The 20318-nt window shown below is 46.4% G+C and carries 20 protein-coding genes; 19 read left to right on the top strand and 1 reads right to left on the bottom strand.

What is annotated here, in order from left to right:
• Nucleotides 1-159 precede the first annotated feature (159 nt).
• The 17 genes from noc (at nt 160) to LA20533_RS05010 (ending at nt 17256) form a co-directional block, all read left to right on the top strand.
• Nucleotides 160-1005 carry a nucleoid occlusion protein gene (gene noc, locus LA20533_RS04930; protein WP_056947288.1) on the top strand — a complete coding sequence of 282 codons (846 nt, stop codon included), beginning with the start codon at nt 160-162 and terminating at the stop codon, nt 1003-1005.
• An 11-nt stretch (nt 1006-1016) separates the two neighbouring features.
• A complete protein-coding gene (locus LA20533_RS04935; RefSeq protein WP_056947357.1) occupies nt 1017-1781 on the top strand; it encodes a ParA family protein in 765 nt (254 codons plus the stop codon).
• A complete protein-coding gene (locus LA20533_RS04940) occupies nt 1774-2649 on the top strand; it encodes a ParB/RepB/Spo0J family partition protein (protein WP_056947285.1) in 876 nt (291 codons plus the stop codon). Before LA20533_RS04935 ends, LA20533_RS04940 begins: the two co-directional genes overlap by 8 nt.
• 7 nt (nt 2650-2656) lie before the next feature.
• The gene (locus tag LA20533_RS04945) at nt 2657-2911 is read left to right on the top strand and encodes a DUF951 domain-containing protein (RefSeq protein ID WP_056947283.1); all 255 of its coding nucleotides are present in this window, start codon (nt 2657-2659) and stop codon (nt 2909-2911) included.
• A 3-nt stretch (nt 2912-2914) separates the two neighbouring features.
• Nucleotides 2915-4015: a redox-regulated ATPase YchF gene (gene ychF / locus LA20533_RS04950; RefSeq protein ID WP_056947280.1), complete on the top strand. Its 1101-nt coding sequence runs from the start codon at nt 2915-2917 to the stop codon at nt 4013-4015.
• Between the two features lie 15 nt (nt 4016-4030).
• Nucleotides 4031-4789, top strand: a complete 759-nt coding sequence (locus LA20533_RS04955; protein ID WP_054745749.1) for a DUF1129 domain-containing protein — start codon at nt 4031-4033, stop codon at nt 4787-4789.
• A gap of 94 nt (nt 4790-4883) precedes the next feature.
• Complete coding sequence (locus LA20533_RS04960; RefSeq protein WP_056947277.1) at nt 4884-6611, top strand: ABC transporter ATP-binding protein; 1728 nt, start codon at nt 4884-4886, stop codon at nt 6609-6611.
• 1 nt (nt 6612) lies between these two features.
• On the top strand, nt 6613-8454 hold the full coding sequence (locus LA20533_RS04965; RefSeq protein WP_054745747.1) for an ABC transporter ATP-binding protein: 1842 nt from the start codon (nt 6613-6615) through the stop codon (nt 8452-8454).
• A 118-nt stretch (nt 8455-8572) separates the two neighbouring features.
• Nucleotides 8573-9967, top strand: a complete 1395-nt coding sequence (locus tag LA20533_RS04970; RefSeq protein WP_056947274.1) for a L,D-transpeptidase family protein — start codon at nt 8573-8575, stop codon at nt 9965-9967.
• Nucleotides 9968-10136: 169 nt separating this feature from the next.
• The gene (gene croR / locus LA20533_RS04975; RefSeq protein WP_054745741.1) at nt 10137-10823 is read left to right on the top strand and encodes a response regulator transcription factor CroR; all 687 of its coding nucleotides are present in this window, start codon (nt 10137-10139) and stop codon (nt 10821-10823) included.
• 3 nt (nt 10824-10826) lie between these two features.
• Nucleotides 10827-11978 carry a sensor histidine kinase gene (locus LA20533_RS04980; protein WP_056947271.1) on the top strand — a complete coding sequence of 384 codons (1152 nt, stop codon included), beginning with the start codon at nt 10827-10829 and terminating at the stop codon, nt 11976-11978.
• A 1-nt stretch (nt 11979) separates the two neighbouring features.
• A complete protein-coding gene (locus LA20533_RS04985) occupies nt 11980-13248 on the top strand; it encodes a D-alanyl-D-alanine carboxypeptidase family protein (RefSeq protein WP_054745739.1) in 1269 nt (422 codons plus the stop codon).
• A gap of 61 nt (nt 13249-13309) precedes the next feature.
• A complete protein-coding gene (locus LA20533_RS04990; protein WP_054745737.1) occupies nt 13310-14854 on the top strand; it encodes a UDP-N-acetylmuramoyl-L-alanyl-D-glutamate--2,6-diaminopimelate ligase in 1545 nt (514 codons plus the stop codon).
• Between the two features lie 11 nt (nt 14855-14865).
• Complete coding sequence (locus LA20533_RS04995; protein ID WP_056947268.1) at nt 14866-15612, top strand: aspartate/glutamate racemase family protein; 747 nt, start codon at nt 14866-14868, stop codon at nt 15610-15612.
• Nucleotides 15613-15767: 155 nt separating this feature from the next.
• Nucleotides 15768-16112: a hypothetical protein gene (locus LA20533_RS05000; protein WP_056947265.1), complete on the top strand. Its 345-nt coding sequence runs from the start codon at nt 15768-15770 to the stop codon at nt 16110-16112.
• A 264-nt stretch (nt 16113-16376) separates the two neighbouring features.
• Nucleotides 16377-16817, top strand: coding sequence for a GNAT family N-acetyltransferase (locus LA20533_RS05005; RefSeq protein WP_056947262.1), 441 nt, complete (start codon nt 16377-16379; stop codon nt 16815-16817).
• Between the two features lie 172 nt (nt 16818-16989).
• The gene (locus LA20533_RS05010) at nt 16990-17256 is read left to right on the top strand and encodes a hypothetical protein (protein WP_054745733.1); all 267 of its coding nucleotides are present in this window, start codon (nt 16990-16992) and stop codon (nt 17254-17256) included.
• Between the two features lie 99 nt (nt 17257-17355).
• Here the strand turns inward: LA20533_RS05010 and LA20533_RS05015 are convergent, their stop codons facing one another.
• Nucleotides 17356-18585, bottom strand: a complete 1230-nt coding sequence (locus LA20533_RS05015) for an MFS transporter (RefSeq protein ID WP_054745731.1) — start codon at nt 18583-18585, stop codon at nt 17356-17358.
• 305 nt (nt 18586-18890) lie between these two features.
• Here LA20533_RS05015 and pyrF point away from each other — a divergent pair, with 305 nt between their 5' ends.
• Together pyrF and pyrE are read left to right on the top strand one after the other, a co-directional pair.
• Nucleotides 18891-19604 (top strand): orotidine-5'-phosphate decarboxylase, encoded by a 714-nt coding sequence (gene pyrF, locus LA20533_RS05020; protein ID WP_056947260.1) that lies wholly within the window; start codon nt 18891-18893, stop codon nt 19602-19604.
• A gap of 1 nt (nt 19605) precedes the next feature.
• Nucleotides 19606-20250 carry an orotate phosphoribosyltransferase gene (gene pyrE / locus LA20533_RS05025; RefSeq protein WP_054745729.1) on the top strand — a complete coding sequence of 215 codons (645 nt, stop codon included), beginning with the start codon at nt 19606-19608 and terminating at the stop codon, nt 20248-20250.
• Nucleotides 20251-20318: the final 68 nt, after the last annotated feature.

Consider the following 20318-nt stretch of genomic DNA (forward strand, 5'->3'; position numbering starts at 1 on the left):
AGCGTGAAACGCTGCGATTGGCCAGTAAGGTGGAGGGGACTAGCTTGTGAAACACAATTAAACAAGTAGCGCCACAAGCTGGTAAGGCCCTGAGCACTTACGAAGACAATGAAGCGTGAAACTAGAATAACAATGGATTTAGAGGAGTAATTGATAAATATGGCCATTTCATTTTTTGGCAATCGGCACCAGAAGACATCAGATGATAAAAAAATTCAGAATATCGAACTGAACAGAATTATCCCAAACAAGTTTCAGCCCAGGAAGAACTTCACTTACGAGGCAATTGACGAGTTGGCCGCTACTTTGAAGGAACATGGCTTACTCCAGCCAATCATCCTGCGCGAATTCAAAGATGGTGAATATGAGATTATTGCTGGTGAACGCCGTTTTCGGGCGGCAAGTCAGCTTAAATGGGAGACCATCCCGGCAATTGTTGAGGTCATGGATGATCAAAAAGCCGCGGCTTTCGCCCTGATTGAGAATCTGCAACGAGAAAACCTCAATCCAATTGATGAAGCTAAAGCCTATCAATCCTTAATGGAACTTGATAAGTCGACTCAAACTGAGTTAGCTGAGGCGGTTGGTAAGTCGCAAAGCTATGTGGCAAACAAGCTGAGGCTGTTGAAGCTTGAGCCTCATGTGCAGGCGTACCTCGTCTCTGGCGAGATTAGCCAGCGCCACGGCCGGGAACTCTTGAAGCTCACACCTGACCTCCAGGAGACGGCGCTTTCGACCATTGTGAAAAACGGCCTCAGCGTGGCTGAGACCGAGAAATTGGTGCAACAATTAATTTCGCAGAAAAACAATCAGGTCAAGGAAACCCAAGTAGCAGATAAGGTTAAGAAAAAGATCACGGGCAAGACCAGCCGCGATTTAAAGGTGCCAATCAATACCATCAAGAAGACGATTAAGTTGGTGGAAGATTCTGGTACTAAGGTTAAGATTAGCGAAAATCAGACGGATCAGAAATACACAATTACAATCGAATTGTTGAAGGATTAATGGAGAACAGTATGGTGCACATAATTTCAGTTGCAAATCAAAAGGGGGGCGTTGGCAAAACAACGACTACCATCAATCTTGGCGCCAGTCTAGCGGCTGTGGGCAAGAGAGTACTCATTATTGATATCGACCCCCAAGGAAATGCTACGAGTGGACTCGGAATTGCTAAAGCAGAAGTGGACAAGGATGTCTATAATGTCCTGGTCGATGAAATTCCGATTAAGGAGACGATCCATCACACCAGCCGCAAAAATCTAGACATCGTGCCAGCCACGATTCAGCTGGCCGGTGCCGAGATGGAGCTGACATCACTCATGGCCCGCGAGACTAGGTTGAAGCAGAGCATCGATGAGATTGAGAATGATTATGACTATATTCTGATTGATTGCCCACCTTCACTTGGACAGCTTTCCATCAACGCGTTCACAGCCAGCAACTCAATTCTCATTCCTGTACAGAGTGAATTCTACGCCCTCGAAGGTCTGAGCCAACTCCTGAACTCGATCCGTTTGGTGCAGAAGCATTTCAATAAAAACCTGGGTGTTGAGGGTGTACTATTGACGATGCTCGATGCTCGGACGAATCTTGGTGCCGAAGTTGTAAATGAAGTTAAAAATTATTTTGGTGACAAGGTCTACGAAACAATTATTCCGCGGATTACTAAACTGGCAGAGGCGCCAAGTTACGGTAAGCCAATCATTGATTATGATCCAAAGTCTCGCGGAGCGGTTGTCTATCAAGAACTAGCAAGTGAGGTCTTAGCAGCTAATGACTAATAAGAAAACAAAAAATACGGGACTTGGTCGTGGGATTGACGCACTTTTTGCAGATATTAACAACGTGGACGATATCGAAAACGTGGAAGATTTAGATATCGAAAAGGTACGACCTAATCCCTACCAACCACGGAAGACGTTCGATGAGACGAGTCTACGAGAACTGGCCGACTCGATTAAAGAAAATGGCGTTTTTCAGCCGATTATCGTGCGTAAGAGCGTTAACGGCTTCGAGATTATTTCCGGTGAGCGGCGCTACCGTGCCAGCAAATTAGCGAAGAAGAAGACTGTCCCAGGCATCGTGCGTGAGATGGAAGAAGCAGAGATGATGGAAATTGCCGTCATCGAGAACCTCCAGCGTGAGGACCTGAATCCGCTAGAAGAGGCGCAGGCGTACGATATGCTCCAGAAGAACCTCGGTCTAACGCAGGAACAGGTTTCTAAGCGTCTGGGTAAGAGTCGGCCGTACATCGCTAACTACTTGCGGCTGCTGACCTTGCCAGCTAGGACCAAAAAGTTGCTCCAAGAGGGTAAACTATCAATGGGCCAGGCGAGAACGTTGCTGGGTCTGAAGAAGAAGACGCAAATTGATGAGCTGGCACAGAAAACGGTTAAGGAAGAACTGACCGTCCGCCAGCTGGAAGCTATCGTTAGTCGCTTGAATACCGATGGCGGTGCAGTCAAAAAGGCGACGAAGGTCGTTAAATCGCCATTCGTTCGTGCAAGTGAGGCTAAACTGGTTGATAAGTTTGGTACACAGGTCAATATTACTGAATCCAAGAAAGGGGCCGGCAAGCTGGCCATTGATTTCGCCTCAACAGAGGATCTTAACCGGATTTTGGATATCCTAGGTATTTCATTAGATTAGGTGACGTATGTTTAATTTAGGTGATACAGTCAAAATGAAGAAGCCCCATGCATGCGGTGCAAACAACTGGGAGGTTATTCGCCTGGGTGCAGACATTAAGTTGAAGTGCATGGGATGTGGTCACATCGTGATGCTGCCACGCAGCGCCTTTGTCAAAAAAATGAAGGAAGTATTGTTGAGCGGGGATGCGGCGAAGAATGCTAATCCCGAAAACTACGTTGATGTGGCTAAGAAACGTCCAGATCAAATTGAAGGAGTTTAGAAAATGTCTTTAACAGCAGGTATTGTTGGCCTACCCAATGTAGGTAAGTCAACGCTTTTTAATGCGATTACTAAGGCCGGCGCCGAGATGGCGAATTATCCGTTCGCCACAATCGATCCGAATGTTGGGATGGTCGAGGTGCCAGATCAACGTTTGGCACGTATCGATGAGTTGATTCCAGCTAAGAAAATTATCAAGACCACGTTTGAGTTCACGGATATTGCGGGCTTGGTCCAAGGTGCCAGTAAGGGTGAGGGACTGGGTAACAAGTTCCTCGAGAATATCAGACAGGTTGACGCAATTGTGCACGTGGTACGGGCCTTTGACGATGACAACATCACAACAGTTACTGGCAAGGTCGACCCGAAGGACGATATTGAAGTAATCAACTTGGAGCTTAGTCTAGCCGACCTCGATAGCGTCAACAAGCGCTACGAACGTGTGGGCAAGATGGCGAAGACTAAGGATAAAGATGCGATGGCCGAGTATGCCGTGCTTGAGAAGATTAAACCGGTGCTCGAGGCCGGTGGCGCCGTTCGCTCGATAGAATTCAACGAGGATGAGCAGAAGATTGCGAAAGGCCTGTTCCTTTTGACGTCTAAGCCCGTGATCTATGTGGCAAATATTGCCGAGGAATCGATGGCGGATCCTGATAGCGACCCGTACTTCAAGATTGTGGCGGATTTGGCCGCAGCTGAGGGTGCAGAGGCGCTCGGTATCTCGGCTAAAACCGAAGAGGAAATTGCGACGCTAGATGACGATGAGAAGGCCGAGTTCTTGGAGGCTGAGGGTGTCACCGAGTCTGGGCTCGACCGACTGATTAAGGCCAGCTACCACCTACTTGGTTTACAAACCTTTTTCACCGCCGGGGGCAAGGAAACAAGAGCCTGGACCTTCAAGAAAGGCATGAAAGCACCGCAGGTTGCGGGTGTAATTCACTCTGATTTCGAGCGGGGCTTCATCCGGGCCGAGACAGTTTCGTTTGAAGATCTGGACAAGTACGGTAGCATGCAAAAGGTTAAAGAGGCCGGACGGTTACGTCTGGAAGGTAAGGAATATGTCGTCCAAGACGGGGATATCATTGAATTTAGATTCAATGTGTAGAAAAGAGGTATGGGATTGGATCCAAAAGATAAGAACAAGGCAGTTATTGAGCAACAACAAGAATTAAAGGCTAAGCAAGATTCCGCTGCCGAACAGGAAGCAAGCCTTGAGGCTGCTACACCAGAAGAGTTGCGCGGTATGTTGACCAAGAGAAATGAAGACTACGTTTTTCGGTTGGAGAAGCAGCTAAAGGAAGCAGGTCTGACCGAAGGTGATGCAAAGCTCAAGGTCAATAGCTACCTTAAGGAGATTATCGTTGCCCAAAGAAAAGGACAGCCTGCAACACATCTTTATGGTTCACCGCAGGTGAAGGCACAGGAGTTAGTTGATCCAAGAAGCAGACAAGCAGATGAGGTCAAGTTCTGGCAGAAGGCCGTAGATAACTCGCTGTTGTACCTCGCCATCTTTTCCGCTATGTTCGGCTTAGTCGGCCTGTTTAGCAAGACCCAACAACAAATTGGTTTCATCACCATTCTGTCAGTTGGTCTCCTATTTGGTTTTCTCATGACTTATTACAACGACCTCATCATGAGAAAGAAGGAAGATCGGCCTTCGATGTGGAAGATGATGCTCGGGGGAATCGGGATCGTGTTCTTCATCTTCTTGTGGATTACGTTAACGGAATTACCATTCCTCCGCGTCGTTAATCCGGTACTCCCTGGCTGGGGTAGCCTGGTGATTGCGGTGCTTGCCTACCTGGGTCGGCGCTACTTCCGCGCACACTACCACATCACCACTTCATCGTTTGGTCCTGGACCCGGAGCTAGAAGATAAATTTTCAATATGACATTTTGTCATTATTTGTACTATACTAAATAGATAACTTTTGTGGTTATCTATTTTTTTGGATAAAATTTGAGGTGTGTACATGATTAAAACGTTAATGAAATCGATAAGGCAATACAAGAAAATGTCGATTTTATCGCCGATATTAGTGGCGAGCGAAGTGTTAGTAGAAATATTTATTCCCTTCTTGATGGCAAACATCATCGATAGCGGGATAATGAAGCAGAATTTAGATTACATCTTACGATTAGGTTCGTTATTGATTGTAATCACAATTGTTTCGCTGGTTCTTGGGGCCGGCGCTAGCTGGGTTTCCTCTCAAGCGGGAGCCGGCTTTGCGGCTAATCTGCGGCAAGATTTATTTGCCCACATTCAGACCTTCTCTTTTACAAACATTGATAAGTTCTCCACCTCGAGCTTGGTGACACGCTTGACGACCGACATCGCGAACATTCAGATGGCATACCAAATGCTGATTAGAATTGCGGTCCGTGCGCCGCTCATGATGATTTTCTCCGTCATCATGGCCTTTAACGTCAGTGGCGAACTGGCGTTGATTTTCGTCGTCTTGGTGCCTGTTCTGGCATTAACGCTGACGGTCATTATCAAGTCTGCATATCCACTGTTTAACCTGGTTTTCCGACGCTATGATGTCTTAAACCGGGTAGTGCGGGAGAATGTGCGTGGTATCCGCGAAGTGAAGACTTATGTCCAAGAGGATAACGAGATTGAGAAATTTGAGGGTGCATCAGAATCCATCTTCTCAGTCTTCTCAAAGGCCCAGAAGATTGTTTCGTTAAACGCACCCACAATGCAGTTCTTTTTGAACGCAGCGGTATTGCTGGTTTCCTGGTTCGGTGCCAAGCTGATTGTCGGCGGTAGCCTGCAGACTGGTGAACTGGTCAGCATGTATGCATACTCCAATTCAATTCTCTTTAGTTTGAACATGCTCGCGATGATTATCACTCAAATTGCCATTTCTCAGGCGAGCGGACGCAGAATTGCCGAAGTGCTTCACGAGAAGTCCACAATTGAAAACCCGACGAAGCCTGTGACGGAAGTCAGTGATGGCTCAATTAAGTTCGATCACGTTTCTTTCCATTACCTGAAGGAGGGCAAGGCGCCTGTCTTAGATGACATCAACTTGTCGATTAAGGCCGGGGAAGTGATTGGTATTATCGGTGAGACGGGCTCTGGTAAGAGTTCACTGGTCTCGCTGATCCCAAGACTCTACGATCCAACGCAAGGCACGATTGAGGTCGGTGGCTGCAATGTCTTAACCTACGACTTAAAGACACTGCGAGATAACGTGGCCATGGTGTTGCAGAATAACGTCCTCTTCTCGGGCACGATAGCGGAGAATCTCCGTTGGGGTAATGAGAATGCGACCGATGAGGAAGTATTGGCTGCATCAAAGGTTGCCCACGCCGATGATTTCGTGCAGGAATTGCCAGACGGCTATAATACGATGATTGAGCAGGGAGGGAACAACGTCTCCGGTGGTCAGAAGCAGCGGCTAACGATTGCTCGTGCTCTTTTGAAGAAACCGAAGATTTTGATTCTTGATGACTCCACATCAGCTGTTGATACTGCTACCGAGAAGGATATTCGTGAGGCCTTGAGAACACAAATGGCTGAAACGACGACAATCATTATTTCACAGCGAATCGTATCTATTAAAGATGCGGACGGAATTATTGTAATGAATCATGGCAAAATCGAGGATATCGGGACGCATGACGAACTGATTGAAAGAAACGCACTTTACCATGACATCAACCAATATCAAACAGAAAAGGATGGTGAATAGCATGGACGCATCAGTCAAAACAGCTCCAAGAAAGAAAAGCGCCACATTAAGACGTCTATTGAAGTTCATCATTTCAACCTATAAAGTCACATTTTTACTGTCGATGCTCGCAATCATCATTGCAGCTGCAAGTACGGTGGCTGGTTCATTATTCCTTCAACGATTAATTGACGATTACATTGTACCAATGACGAAGCAAAGCGTACCGAACTTTGGTCCACTGCTGCAGGCAATTGTCGTGATGGGTACCATCTACCTAATTGGGGTGATTGCAACGTTCTTCTTCACAAGAACGATGGCTGTTCTCGGCCAGAGACTGCAGAAGAAGATCCGTGATGAGATGTTTATTCACATGGAGAAGCTGCCAATCAGCTACTTCGACCAGAACGACTACGGTGATGTGATGAGTCGCTTCACAAACGATGTTGACACATTGATGCAGATGATTTCACAGAGTATTCCCCAGTTCCTGAACTCTTTGTTTAACTTGGTGTTCGTTGTGATTGGGATGCTCACTCTGAGCCCACTTCTGACTCTCATCTCGTTTGTCGTATTCGGCTTGAGTATCAGCGTGGTGAAGTTCCTTACAGGTAAAAGTAGTAGCTACTTCAAGCAACAGCAGAACAAGATGGGCCACGTTAACGGTTATGGCGAAGAGATTCTAAACGGCCTGAAGGTCGTCAAGGTCTTCTCGCACGAACCAATGGTTAAGGCACAATTCAACCTGCTGAACCAGGATTTAAAAACCGTTTCTGGGAATGCCAATGGGTTCGCCACGATGCTTTTCCCAATCATGGGAAACGTTGGTAACCTACTATACGTCCTAATTGCACTCATTGGTGGTACTTTTGTGGTCAACGGTGTCAGTGGCTTGACGCTAGGCGCAATTGCAGCATTCTTGCAACTCAGTCGCTCATTCAGCATGCCGATTGCTCAAATTTCGCAACAACTGAACACCATCGTCCTTGCCCTAGCTGGTGCACAACGGATTTTCCAATTGCAGGATGAGGTTGAGGAAGAAGATCATGGCCAAGTCACCATCACCCACGACGATCAAGTTAAGAGTCAGTGGCTCTGGCATAATACCGCTGACGGCAGTACTACACCCGTACGCGGTAAGATTGTATTTGAGCACGTGGACTTCGGCTATGTGCCAGGCAAAACAATTTTGCACGACATCAACATCGATGCAAAGCCCGGCATGAAGATTGCTCTGGTGGGGCAGACTGGTGCTGGTAAGACGACGATTAGTAATATGATTAACCGATTCTACGAGATTAGTGCAGGTAAGCTTACTTTCGATGGAATCGATGTTCGAGATATCAACAAAAGCGCGCTTAGACAGGCGATGGCCATCGTGCTGCAGGAGACGAACCTGTTCTCGGGTACGGTGATGGAAAACATTCGTTTCGGTAACCCCGAAGCAACGGACAACGAAATTTTCCACGCCGCGAAGCTAGCGCACGCGGATCAATTCATCAAGGACCTCGAGAATGGCTTTAACACCCGGATTGACGGTGATGGTTCCGACCTCTCTCAGGGTCAGAAGCAGTTGCTGTCGATTGCCCGGGCCATGGTCTCGGATACGCCACTCATGATTCTAGATGAGGCAACCTCAAGTATTGATACCAAAACTGAACGGTTGGTTCAGGCCGGAATGGACAACCTACTGGCCGGTCGGACGAGTTTCGTGATTGCCCACAGACTATCGACAATTGCAAACGCCGATTTGATCTTGGTCATCGACCATGGGCGGATTATCGAACAGGGTAATCATGAGGAGCTGATTGAAAAACACGGTGAATACTACCAGCTATACACCGGTAAGAAAGAATTAGACTAAATGCCAATTCCGAGAACGAAGATTTGCATGTTCCCCTTTTGTTTGCTAACCTAAGGGCGGGAATAAATGTTACAGAAATATTTCAGTGAGTAAATATATAAGCTAAGAGGTAGGTAACATGGCAACAAGGAAAAGTGCACGACACGCAGCACGAAAGAGCACCAAGAAGTACTATTTTCTTGGTGCGGTCCTTGGTATTCTCGCGATTTTATATGTTGGCTTTGGTGTCTTCTATGGCAGCCACTTCATGTCGGGGACAAAGGCCTATGGTGTGGAGCTCAGCGGGTTGACACAGAAGTCTGCCGAGCAAAAGGTCAAAGATAAGCTAGCCAATAAAAAATTTGTTTTGCGCGACAAAAAAGAGCAGGTAGCGGTGGCAACGGCTGCTTCTCTTGGTATCAAACAGAACTACCAGAAGCTAATCAGTGATAAGTTAGCTGCGCAGAATCCATGGACTTTTAACAAGGGGATTGAGGAGGTTCAGGCTGAAGACGACACGGCGTTTGATCAGGACAAGGTTAACCAGTTCGTTAATTCGCTGTTCCCCCAGATCAATAAGAACAGAACGGTCACAACCGACGCTTCCATTAAGAATCAGAACGGTAAATTTACCTTGGTTAAGGAAGTTCAGGGTAATAATTTCAGCGAAGATCAGGTGAGAGCAGCGGTTTCAGAGGCCGTCCAGAAGGGACAAAGTAATATTCAATTGAAGGATTACTATGTCAAACCGAAGCTTACAACGAAGAGCAGAGATCTAAAGGAAGCCATCACGAAACTAGATAAGATGGCCCAGGTAACAGTAACCTACCAGTTGGCGGGTCATACCATTCAGGTGCCACAGTCAACAGTAAAAACTTGGAGCGTCTACAGCGATGGTAAGGTGAGTGTGAACCAGAATGCGTTAGGGCAGTACCTCGCAAGCTTGAACAGCCAGTATGCGACCTTCGGCTCAACACGTTCGTTCCACTCTACCAAGCGAGGCGTGGTCCAGATTTCAACAGGTCTTTATGGTTGGAGTATCAATATCGCAGCTGAGGCAGCACAATTGACTGCCGATCTATTGGCTACAAAGAACGTCAGCCGGACGCCAGCAATCCAAGGATCTGGCTATCACAAGGACGGAACCGATATCGGTAATACCTATGTCGAGGTCGATAAGGTTAACCAACACATGTGGGTCTATGTTGATGGTGTTGAACAGATCTCTACAGACGTTGTAACTGGTAAGCCGGGTCAGGATACGCCCGTCGGTGTCTATAATGTCTGGGCGAAGCAAAGAAATGCCACGCTTCGTGGTAACAATGATGATGGCACCAAGTATGCATCACCGGTCAGCTACTGGATGCCGATCGACGATAATGGTGTGGGAATTCATGATTCACCATGGCAGCCCAAGTACGGCGGGGACTGGTACTTAGCTCACGGATCACACGGCTGTATTAACACGCCGCCCGCAACAATGGCTAAGCTCTATAATATCGTCGCGATTGGTACGCCCGTAATCGTGTTTTAGTAATGAGTTTTAATAAACGATTAAGAAAACAGCAAATTGCTGTTTTTTTTTGAATCTTAGCATGATTTAGATTATTCTTTTTAAGAGAATGCGATATTTCTGCTACACTTAAGTTGTTTTACGGCAGGATATCCTTATTTGCAGATTACTAGATTAATGAGGCATAAAAATGAAAATTTTAGTTGTTGATGATGATAAAGAAATTGTTGAATTACTCAGTATCTATCTAAATAACGAGGGCTACGAACCGGTGGCGGCATATTCAGGTAAGGAAGCAATCACAAAGTTGGCCACCATGAGTGACATCTCGCTGATGATTCTCGATATCATGATGCCCCACATGACGGGAATTGACGTGATCAAGGAAGTACGTAAGGACTCCGAGATTCCAATTATTGTGGTCTCCGCTAAGACCGGCGATATGGATAAGATTCAGGGGCTAATTACAGGAGCCGACGACTACGTGATTAAGCCATTTAACCCATTAGAAGTGATGGCTCGGGTCAAATCGCTTTTGCGTCGAAGCCAAAAGCAGGTGACGAATGACGAGCCGGATATCCTAGAGGTGGGCCCGCTGATTATCAACCGGGACTCCCATGAGGTGACCACTTTGACCGGCACTAAAATTCAGCTGACTGCTCTCGAATTTGGGATCTTGTATCTACTTGCTAGTCACCCTAACCGGGTCTTCTCGGCAGACGAGATTTTCGAACGGGTCTGGCAGCAAGAGAGCGTGGTCTCGGCAAAGACTGTCATGGTTCATGTAAGCCATCTGCGGGACAAAATTGAGGATGCTACAGAGGGTGAGAAAGTGATCGAAACTGTCTGGGGCGTGGGTTACAAAGTGGAGGTTTAATCTTTGAACAGAAAGAAGGTTAAGCTCACTGGTAAGGAGAAGAGCGAACTCTTTGGTGAAGGTGTTGTCACCGTCGTCCTTTTGTTGTTGCTAAATTTATCAATTTTGATTCTGATTAACTTAGCAATCTTGAATAATCAAGATCTGATTAACGGTATTTGGATTATTAAGCAGTCTATTTCTTTCGGTGAAGGATTCCACATATACAGTTGGCAGAACATCTTCGTCGGCTTTATGGCTATTACTGACCTGATTGTCCTTTATTGGCGGCTAATTCGCCGCTACCATCAGATGCAAATGAGACACGTAATTTCTGAGTTGCACTATATTGCCGAAGGAAACTTTGATCACCGCATCAATTTCTATGTGAAAACGGACCTGCAAAAGGTGATTGATAGTATTAACTCGCTTGTTGATAGCACCGTGGCTGCCATGCAAGAAGAGCGCCAGATTGAGCAGAGTAAGGACGACTTGGTGACGAATGTTAGTCATGATATTCGGACGCCACTCACCTCCATCATCGGCTACCTTGGGCTGCTCAGAACGGGTACTGTCAAGTCAGAGGAGGATGCGAAGAAGTATATCGATATCGCATACTTGAAGGCAAACCAGATGAAGTCCCTGGCCGATGATTTGTACGAGTACACGACTGTTCGCCAGAGTCAGACGACAATGTCCATGAGTGAGTTACACGTGAATTCGATGCTCGAGCAGGTTGCAGCCAGTTTTGAACTCGAGGCGGAGAAGAAGAATATTCAGTTGAATGTCGAGACCACGCCAGCAGATATCACGATGGAGGCCGATGCAGAGAAAATGGGGCGCGTTTTCAACAACTTGGTCAGTAACGCGCTGAAATACGGTAACGGCGCGACCAACATTAACCTAATCGCCACCAGAAAAGACGTGGATAAGATTGTGATTCGGGTTGAGAATGATGGCGAGCCGATTCCAAACGATGCACTAACGAAGATTTTCGAACGTTTTTACCGGGTAGAGACTTCGCGGTCCGTGGAGACTGGCGGTACGGGGCTCGGACTTGCAATTACGCAGAGCATAATTGAGCTACACCATGGTAAAATAAGTGTGACCTCAGATGAGGCGCTCACGGCGTTCATCATCGAATTACCACTAAAACAGGAAGAACGGGAAGATTAGCGTGAAAAAGAAACTAATTCAAATTATTTTAGTCATTACAATGTTTTTAGGGGTGGGCGCGACAACAGCCGTCAAAGTAGAAGCCGCAGAGCCGAAGATTGATGCTAAGGCCGCACTAGCGGTGGACCTAGAAACCGGACGGGTATTACTCAAACAGAATGCAGATGAATCTTTGCCAATTGCCTCAATCACCAAGATGGTAACCCTCTACTTGGTTCAAGATGCGATTAAGTCGGGTCAAATCAAGCAGGATGACACAATCAAGGTACCTGCAGATATTGCTAAATTTAGTCAGGATCCCGCCCTGTCGAATGTTCCCTTGACTGCAGGCGAAAGTTACACGGTGGAGGAGCTGTATGAATCTGGCTGGATCTATTCATCAAATGCAGCCGCGATGCTACTAGCAGACCGGGTTGCGGGCTCACAAGCTAAGTTTGTTAAGATGATGCAACAACAACTGGAGAAGTGGGACATAAACGATGCGCAGATTGTCAATGTCAGCGGCTTAAATAACGAGAATATTCCGGCAAAATTGCGTGTCAAAGGCACAGATGCTAAGGCCGAGAACAAGATGTCTGCGGTTGACTTAGCGGTAGTTGCCAGACACTTACTCAAGAAATACCCTGAGATTTTGAACATTACGAAGATCGCCGAAAAGGTATTTGACAAGGGCGGTGTGGATGAATTTACAATGCACAGTTTTAACCGGATGCTACCTAACCAGGTTGACAGCTATGCTGATCTCACAGTTGATGGCTTGAAGACAGGAACGACAGACGCTGCCGGTGAATCCTTTGTTGGTACCACAAAGGAAGGTGGGTACCGCATTCTGACTGTTGTGATGGATGCAGGTGGCGCTAAGGACGACAAGGGTAAGCGATTCAAAGTAACTGCGCAAGTAATGCGGCACGTGTATGCTAATTGGACGAAGAAGACGGTCTACGAAAAGGGTGACACTAGTATTGTCAAGCCTGTCAAGTTGAAGTATGGCAAGGAAAAGTCCGTTAAGCTTGAGTCTAAGCAGCCGGTTGTCGTCTGGACCCACAATGACACCACAGACAAGACAAAGATCGTTCTGAACAAGACAAAGGTAAATTCTGCTAAGAAGGGCGAAGTATTCGGCACAATTAAAGTACAGGATGACGGATTAGGATACCTACCTGGTCTTAGTGGCGATGCTCAACTGGTTGCGACCAAGAACGTCAAAGAGAAGAACATTTTCGAGAAGCTGGCCCAAGGAATTGGTGAGTTTTTTGGTAATTTATTCTAAGGGCTAAAACGCTAACTATGCTATAATCAGAGTTAATTTAGTAACGAGGTAGGAGAGTTAGATGGCAATTTCATTAGATGCATGTATTTTAATCTTAAAGGAGCATCACATATTAAAAAGTAGTGCAATCCAAGATGCATTGCCTACAAAGATGCAGTCCGTGAGCTACGACTCCCGTAAGGTGGAGGTGGACACACTTTTCTTCTGTAAAGGTAAGAATTTCCGCCCGACATTTTTGACGATGGCCAAGAACAGCGGAGCGATTTGCTATGTAGCTGAGCAGCCCTATCCAGAGGGTAAGGGGATGCACGCATTAATCGTGCGCAATGTGCAAAAAGCGATGTCGCTGTTATCGGCCGCGTTCTACGGTTTCCCCCAGGATGATCTGTACGTTGTTGCTTATACGGGAACTAAGGGTAAGACGACCTCTGCTTATTTATTAAAGGGGATCCTCGATCAGCAAAATGGTGGGACAACGGCGCTGTTTAGCTCTGTCGACCGTGTCGTCGGGCCAAGACCTGATCAGAAATTTAAGTCTGACCTGACTACACCAGAGTCACTCGATTTATTCCGCGATATGCGTACTGCCGTTGATAATGGGATGACGCACCTTGTAATGGAGGTTTCTTCACAGGCATATAAGAAGAGTCGGGTGTTTGGTTTGACCTACGACCTCGGATTCTTCCTGAATATCACACCTGATCATATTGGACCAAACGAGCACCCAAATTTCGAAGACTACCTGCACTCTAAACTGCAATTGATGGTCAACTCACGCAAGTGCATCATCAACGCAGAAACTGACTATCTGGCTGATGTGTACGCTGCGGCAAAGGCCACAACGAATCCTGATAGCATTTATCTATTTAGCAGTAATGACTTCCTCCAGCCTGCAGGGCTTCCAACCGTTGATGTCCGGGTTGACAATATTGAAAGTGACATGCATGAGAGTCGCTTTGAATTGTACACGGCCACTGACAAAACCAAAGATTTAGGAATTGATGGTGAGTACGAGTTGAGTCTTATTGGGGACTTCAATGAGTTAAACGCAACTGCTGCGATTATTGCTGGTGGACTTGCCGGTGTCAAACATGATACTGCGGCTTCTGGGATTAAGGACGTAAGGATTCCAGGAAGGATGCAAACCTTGAAGACCAAGGATCACGGTGAAGTGGTCGTTGATTATGCCCACAATCTGGCAAGTATGGAGGCACTACTCTCATTCTTGAAACGTGAATTCAGTAGTCCGCGCGTGGTCGTAGTAGTTGGCTCACCTGGAGATAAAGGTGTTTCTAGAAGAGCCGGATTTAGCCAGGCGTTGACGGAGTACGCCGATGTGGCCTACCTGACGACTGATGATCCTGGTTACGAGGATCCGCTCGATATCGCACGTGAGATTGATGCTGGCATTGATCACAGCAAGGTCCAGGTGACCATTGAGCTTGATCGTGCTAAGGCGATTAAGACGGCGATTGAGAATAGTCAACCCGGCGAGATTGTCGTATTAGCTGGTAAGGGTGAAGATATGATGCAAAAAGTGCGAGGAATTGACAAGCCGTATGCATCTGATCTCGCAATTGCTAAACGCGTTATTGCAGAATTATAGAGAGTACGATTATGAAGAAATTTTTTACAGTGATTGGTGGGATGGGCACTATTTCGACAGAAAGTTACCTCAGGCTGATTAACCATCGACTTACAATTACCAGGGATCAAGATTACTTAGACTATATCCTGGTGAATCATGCCAGTGTGCCTGACCGGACAAGTTATATCTTGGACCACACTAAACCAAGCTTTCTGCCTGATCTACTGGAGGATGTGGCACAACAAAGTCAGCTGAATCCTGAGTTCATGGTGATTATCTGCAATACGGCACACTATTTCTACGATGAATTACAGGATGTGACGGATGTCCCGCTTCTTCATATGCCAAGGATTGCAACCAATCAACTAAATGAATTATATCCGCAAATTAAAAAAGTGGGACTGATTGCTACGCGCGGCACCATCACCGATGGGATATATAAGGACGAGATTCGCCGTGTTGGCAAGGAGGTTGAACTCGGTGGACCCGAGATTCAGCCGCTCGTTGACGAACTGATTTACGACCACATCAAGGAGAAGGGCGAAGTCGATGCCGCATTGTATCACCGGATCCTGGCCAAGATGCACGACGATTATGGCGTCGATGTTGTAGTACTCGGTTGTACGGAGTTGTCGTTAGCCCAAGAATTGGCGCCTGATCACCCATATGAGGTCATAGATGCGCAAAGTATTATTGCCGACGTGACCATCGAAGCCGCGACCGCTATTCGTCAGGGTAAGGCAACAGCGGATGCGCTGGCAAAGTATTTAAATTAGTACGTAAATTAAGCATTTCAAGCGAAATGCTTTTTTTGTACTTGCTGGTAGAAAAAAACGGGCAAAAAGTTGCATTTGCTTTACCAATAGATTACAGTTGGGTTACAAGATATAATATATTAGTAATCAAGTATGTTGTGCGGGAGGTCAGAGTCATGAGAAAACGTTCTCTATTATTTATTATATTGACAGTTATGGTAGTTGGCGGCGCATTAACCGGTTGTGCTGGCCAGAAATTGGATTCTGCTAGCGCTGACTCCTTGACGACTCCAAAAGTTAAACAAAAAAATGCTGATAGCTCAAGGAAGAACCCCACTAACACTAAAGTAAAAATAAAAGCCAAAGCCCAGCGCAAGGCGCAAAACACGCCTGTCGAGACGACCGCCGAAGCACCTAAAACTCAGAGTTCTGCAGCAAATAGTGGTCAAGTGAGCAACAAAGGAGCACAAACAACAGGGCATGTGGAGTGCTGTGTATTGATGTCTAAGGTCCGTGGATAGTAGGTGAGAAAGCCCTTGATATATGGGCATTTGGCGATATTGAAATTTTAGTAAGTAAGTGAAAATGAAAAAAATAACAGTCCACCTAAACATATCAAGGGCGAAAATCGGTATAGTTTAGACTGTGATTTGGATAACAGGAAATCTGAGTTGCCAATTTGGTTGTCAAGGAGATAGTTTAGGCGGTGGATTGGATGTTGGGGTTTTTGAGTGGGCGAGATGGATGACGAAGATGCATATAAGATATAGGGAGGAAACGACTTGATGAATGCAGGAATAAAAATTGAACGAGAACGTTTGTCTGCAAAAGAATATATAGATTTTCTTAAGCGTACCGACTTAGGGTCGCAATATCCAAAAGAACGTTTTGAAGAAAGAATATCCCAACTTGTTGACAATGTGTCAATTAGTCTCGTTGCAAGAAATAAGAACGGTTTAGTTGTTGGTGTTCTATTTGCTTTGACAGATTTTGTGTATTGGCTTTACGTGACAGATTTAGGCGTTGACAGGGATTATGAAGGGCAAGGGATAGGCAGAACACTTATGAAGATGTCACATGATATGGCTGGCGGTGAGAAGAATATTGCGGTTTACTTAATTGCGAATGAAAATGCTATTCCATTCTATAAAAAACTTGGAATGAAAAAATCAGAAGATGTCATGCAGTATAACCATATTGAATGGACTAATTTCAAAGTAGAGTAACACACGTTAATTTTGGTTACATACAGAATGTCTTTCCAAAATTCAAAAGTATAGCAATATCAAAATCAAGGTATCGTTCCAACAAGAAGCGGTTGCTGCACCAGTTAAGCAGAAAGAAGCTCCGCAGCCAAACAGTGATTTCTTACTCAAACAGAGACTTGTGAACTCTGCGATGGGCTACATCGCGTACGAAACCGGCCAAGATCAGCTAACGGGTGGTTATTGGAACTATGCTAAACAAGTTTGGGGTGTGACTGATGCCCAGATACTCACCCCGCTTGGCAATGATTCATACCAAATTTTGTCGCAAGGAACGACGAGATACGTGTTGACAATTGCAGCAACCACGGCAACTGTAGTGGAACACTCTGACTATGACAATACAACAGTGACCATCACGTTGGACAAAAATTCAGCGGCAGTTATTGCGGTTGAATAAAGTAAAGAAAAAAAGAGCTTTGAGCACCAGCCACTGCTGACTGTGTCAAAGCTCTTTTTCGTCTAATTAATTTACTCATGCATTCTCTAGAGTGACAGTTCACTTGTTTCTGATGGAGAGGCCCTTCAGGTTGCCAATACTCAGCATGACGATGAAGCTCAGGAGGTAGAGTACACTCAGGAAGCCCATGACCACAACCAAGTTGTAGAAATCCATTAAAAAGCCGATGGCGACGGATGAGAACCCGCCAATTGCCCGGCCGACGTTCACGATGACGTTATTGGCAGTCGAACGAATCTCTGTGGGATAGAGGCGACTAATTACCGCGCCGTAGCCGCCAAACATGCCGTTTGAGAAGAAGCCAAGGATTGCGCCCGCAATCAACAGTGAGATTTCGTTATAAACAAGATTGATGCTGAAAACCGAGAGGGCAGAGGCGATGAGGAAGATACCAAAGGCGCGTCTTGGCCCGAAGAAATCCAGGATATGACCGAAAGTCATCATCCCGATGATCATGCCGATGATGGTGGCAATCATCCAAATTGAGGAGCCTGAAACGGACAGGCCCAGCTTCTGTTGCATGATTGAGGGTAACCAGTTCATCAGGCCAAAGTAGCCTGCAATCTGCACGAAAACCATGAACATCAAAGCACTAGTTTGAAAGGCCAGCTTCGGGGTTCTAAACAACGAACCGATGCTAATTTTGACTTTGCTCTCCGCAGGCACAGCTTTAGAGGCGATGAATTCGGGGCTCTCGCTGAGGTGGCGACGAATGAAGTAAGTTAGTGCAACGGGAATGAGTCCGAGCAGAAATAGGGCTTGCCAACCTAGTTTGGGAATGATGATCGAGGCCATCACGGCTGCGAAAATTGCGCCGATTTGGCCACCGATCGCCGCAATGGAAGTCATCTTTCCAATCTTTTTGTGATCAAAGCTCTCGGCAATGAGTGTGATGCCAACGCCATACTCACCACCGGCGCCGATACCGGCGATGAAGCGCATGATGTACAGGAAATAAATATTCTTGGTGAAGTAAATGGCCCCCGTTGCAAGCGCAAAGATGAAGACGGTATATGTAAAGGTCCTCACGCGGCCAAACTTATCCGCGATGAGACCAAATAAAATACCACCCGCTAACATTCCGAGATTGGTGATGGACGAGATGAGCCCAGCCTGGGCGCCGCTGAGGTGTAAATCAGCGATAATTGAGGAAAGCGCGAATGAGAGGAACATGACGTCCATGTTCTCGAGCGCGAATCCTGCCGAGGTTGATGCAATCGTCCACTTCTGGTTTGTTGACAACGAGTGGTCTGTAACAGTTGTTTCCATATTCAATTCCTCCAAAATGAATGCTCTCTGTCATTCTTTATTTTGCTGGTGTAACTGTGATTCATAATCGAACACAATTGTGACATGAATAAATTAAAATTTCAAGTTGAATTTTTCTGAGAAATTATTTGACGAGTGAGAATTTATCGGCTAAGCTATTAACCAATATGTAAATTAATATCTTTAAATTTAGCCCCGTGAGACTAAGAAGGTATACCGTTATCTCTGCCGTAGTGCAGGGTCAAGTGGACCGTTTTGCCTTCTCGGGGTGAAACGGTTTTTTTATTTCATCAGGAGGACAAGATATGCGACCGATATTTATTGCGCTGGATTTCAAAAACCGGACTGAAGTCTGGAATTTTCTCGCCGAATTTCCTGAGCTAGATGGATTGGCAGTCAAGGTGGGCATGGAGTTGTTCTATATGGAAGGCCCTGATTTCGTCCGTGAGCTGATTGCCAGGGGGCTACGCGTCTTTCTGGATTTGAAATTGTATGATATTCCCCATACAGTTGAACAGGCAATGAGCCAGCTAGGTCGACTAGGTGTCTCTTACGTCACCGTTCACGGCAGTGGTGGGGCTGAGATGCTCCAGGCAGCTAAGCGGGGACTGGTTAAGGGGAGTCAAGAACTTGGTGTGGTGGGACCGAAACTTCTCGCAATCACACAGCTAACCTCCATGAGTGAGCATCAGCTTAAGTCTGAGCAGCTAGTCAATGCCACGATGGCAGAGTCCGTTGTTCATCTAGCACGGCTAGCATACGAGAACGGCGCTGATGGCGTGATTGCTGCCGCCGTTGAGGATGAGTTAATTCACCAAGCAACGAGTAGTGCATTCCTGACGATTAATCCGGGCATCAGGCTCGAAAACGATGCGCAGGATGATCAGAAACGAGTTGTGACGCCAAGCCAGGCAGTTTCACTTGGTAGCGATGGGATCGTGGTCGGCCGTTCAATCACGAGCTCAACGAATCCAGTCGCGACATACCAACTAATCAAACAAGAATGGGAGCGAAAATAAAATGAGAGTAGCAACGCAGGTAGCACACGATTTATTACATATTGGGGCTGTGACACTGGAACCGGCCAAGCCGTTTGTTTGGGCAAGTGGTATTAAGGCACCAATCTACACTGATAATCGCCTCATCATCGGCTTTCCAGAGGAGCGAATGTACATCGCTAACTGTCTCGCAGACTTGATTAAGAGGCGTTATCCGACGGCGACGGTCATTGGTGGTGTGGCTACCGCAGGTATACCACACGCGGCACTGGTAGCTGAGCGGCTCAATCTGCCAATGATCTATGTTCGTTCAAAGGCGAAGGATCATGGGACAAATAGCCAAATTGAGGGTAAGCTGAACGCAACGGATCAGGTGGTACTAATAGACGATTTGATTTCGACCGGCGGCAGCGTGCTGGCCGCAGCGGAGGTTGTCCAGGCGACCGGGGCCACGGTGGCGGGTGTTGCAGCTATTTTCACCTATGAGCTACCAGATAGTTTGACCAATTTCACCAACGCCAATATTCGCCTCCAGACACTGACGACATATACTGATTTAATTGAGACGGTGAATTCGGAAGGAGATATGAGTGATGCTGATTTGGCTCTAGTCCGCACGTGGAAAGATGATCCTTGGGGTTACGGGCGGGCAGTTAGCGCCATTTAGCAACCTCCTGCAAAAATAGCATAATAAAACTCGGACCAATTAGATTGATCCGAGTTTTTGTTTTTCCT

This window comes from Amylolactobacillus amylophilus DSM 20533 = JCM 1125 (genome assembly GCF_001936335.1).
In the GTDB taxonomy this organism is placed as follows: Bacteria; Bacillota; Bacilli; order Lactobacillales; family Lactobacillaceae; genus Amylolactobacillus; species Amylolactobacillus amylophilus.